At 63.6% G+C, this 2,332-nt stretch carries 1 protein-coding gene and 1 pseudogene; both read right to left on the bottom strand.

The window, feature by feature from the left end; translation table 11 throughout:
- Nucleotides 1–367: 367 nt before the first annotated feature.
- Nucleotides 368–1,401, bottom strand: a pseudogene (locus AB4118_RS33910) (IS110 family RNA-guided transposase).
- Nucleotides 1,402–1,513: 112 nt separating this feature from the next.
- Nucleotides 1,514–2,268 (bottom strand): IS5 family transposase gene (locus AB4118_RS33915; protein WP_441493884.1). Its coding sequence is split into 2 segments (ribosomal slippage): nt 1,514–1,935 and nt 1,935–2,268, totalling 756 coding nucleotides; the frame shifts between segments, so codons are not numbered across the junction.
- Nucleotides 2,269–2,332: the final 64 nt, after the last annotated feature.

The following is a 2,332-nucleotide window of genomic DNA, read 5'->3' on the forward strand; positions in this document are numbered from 1 at the left end:
CTAGGCTCAGGACTTCGGTAACGGGGCCGTCTCAGTCAACTGGATTTTGGCGCAGATCATCGTTCGGCCGCTCTGATCGCGCGGTCGCGTGGCGATCCACATTGGCCGACACCGTCCAGCCTGGCTGGCTACGCGGCCTCGCCCTGAGATCTCCCCGGGTTCATGCTTCGGTCCGTGGTCAGCGCGACGGCTGCCAACATGATGCTGGTCCAATACGGCGTCCGATGTGCCTRTCTCATAGGCGCGCTCGACCGAGGTCGGCGACAGTCCTGACCACGGCATCAATCGGAACCGCGTCCCGGTGGGGACCTCGAAGGCCTGCGCTCAGGCAGGCATCAACGGCAGCTTGCGACCACGCGAACGGCGGTCAGGCCGACATGGCGGCCGGGGGAACGTCGGATTGGAACACCGTGCCATCACTCCACATCCGGTGCAGAATAGACCCTATCCGCCGCGCCAGCGCGACCATTGCACGCTTCGTACCCCTGCGCTTCGCCACCTGTGCCGCCCAGCTTCTCAGCCATGATGAGCGCCCACGGTTCATCATGACGGTGGCCGCCTGGCAAAGTGCTCTTCGGAGATTTGCGTCACCGGCGCGGGTGATGCCGCCCGAGACGTCGCGCTCGCCGGATTGGTTGCGCGATGGCGTCAGGCCGAGCCAGGGTCCCACTTTTTTCGATGAAGAGAACCGCGTCGGATCATCAACCGCGGATCGGAAGGTCAAGCCGACGACAGCGCCGATGCCGGGCATCGTCATCAGGAGGCGGCAGATGGGGTCTTCCTGCGCAAGGAGCCGGACCTGTCGCTCGAGCCCGGCGAGTTCGTGGCGCAAGCTGGCGCGCCCCGGAGCATGGGCGCTGTTGCGGCCTCCAGCATGGCATTGCCTTCGGCAAGTTCACGAATGCGGACGTCGAAGCGACCGCGGGAGATCGCGCCTACCTTCAAGCCGAAGTTCCTCAGCAGACCCCGCAGCGACAGTTCCAGCGCGATCATCCCCTGCTGAATCGCCTTGCGGGCGCCCAGAAGGGCGCGGACTTCCTGCGCCGAAATGGATTTGCAGTGCACCGGGCGGAACCATCCGAGGTGAAGCAGCCGAGCAATCCCCTCGGCGTCACGACGATCGGTTTTGATCGGCATTGCCTTGAGCGCGCCCTTCACCTGGCGGGTCTCCATCAAAACCACATCCAGTCCGACGTCAGTGAGCCCGCGATGCAGCCACTGCGACAAAGGGCCGGCCTCCAGCCCTATCGTTGCAACCGTTCCGCCCAACGCCAGCACATATCCCGCCACGGCCTCTGGGTCACTGGCGACCTGCGCTTCCTTCACGATCTTGCCGTGCTCGGTGATGGCGCAGACCGCAGTCTTCGCCAATGACACATCCAATCCGATGAACAGCCTCATCCCGTAATCCTCCACCTTCAGGGTCGGTACGGGAACGGCGACAGCTTGCCCTTCTAGACGCAAGTGGCAATGGGCAGCGCGCGACGCAGGCCCCGTTACAGCATCTCATTGCTTAGATCCAGAAGATGACGGCTGCCGCGATACAGATGGCTGAGAAGAATGTGTGAGCGCAGCGATCGTATCGGGTTGCGATGCGCCGCCAGTCCTTGAGCTTTGCGAAGAGGTTCTCGACCTTGTGGCGCTGGCGGTAGAGCACCCTGTCGTATTCGAAGGGGATCTTGCGGCTCCGGCTCGACGGGATSCAGGGCTCGATGCCCTTGGCGAGAAGCGCCTCGCGGAATGTCGCGCTGTCGTACCCGCGATCGGCAATCAGGGCCTTGGCGGGCGGCAGCGCGTCGAGCACGAGGCTTGCGCCCTTGTGGTCACTCATCTGGCCTTCCGAGAGCAGCAGGATGATCGGGCGGCCTTCACCGTCGCAGACGGTGTGGAGCTTGGAGTTCAGTCCGCCCTTGGTGCGCCCGATACGACGGGGAACAGCCCCTTTTTGAGCAGGCTCGCCGCCGTGCGATGGGCCTTGAGATGCGTGGCGTCGATCATGATCCGCTCGGGTTTCGGTCCGTCGCCGGCCAGGCCCGCGAATATCCGGTCAAACACGCCGAGCCGGCTCCAGCGGATGAAGCGGTTGTACAGCGTCTTATGCGGGCCGTAGCCTTTGGGCGCGTCCTTCCATTGCAGGCCGTTGCGGATCACATAGACGATCCCGCTTACCACGCGCCGGTCGTCGACCCGTGCGACCCCGTGCGACAGCGGAAAGTACGGCGAAATCCGCGCCATCTGCGGCTCGCTCAGCAGGAACAAATCATCCATCACCGCCTCCTCATCAGAGACGGTGAATCACAGATCATTCCTAATTAATAGGTCCTGAGCCTAG

It is taken from the genome of Allobosea sp. 2RAB26 (assembly GCF_052115465.1).
Taxonomy (GTDB): Bacteria; Pseudomonadota; Alphaproteobacteria; order Rhizobiales; family Beijerinckiaceae; genus Allobosea.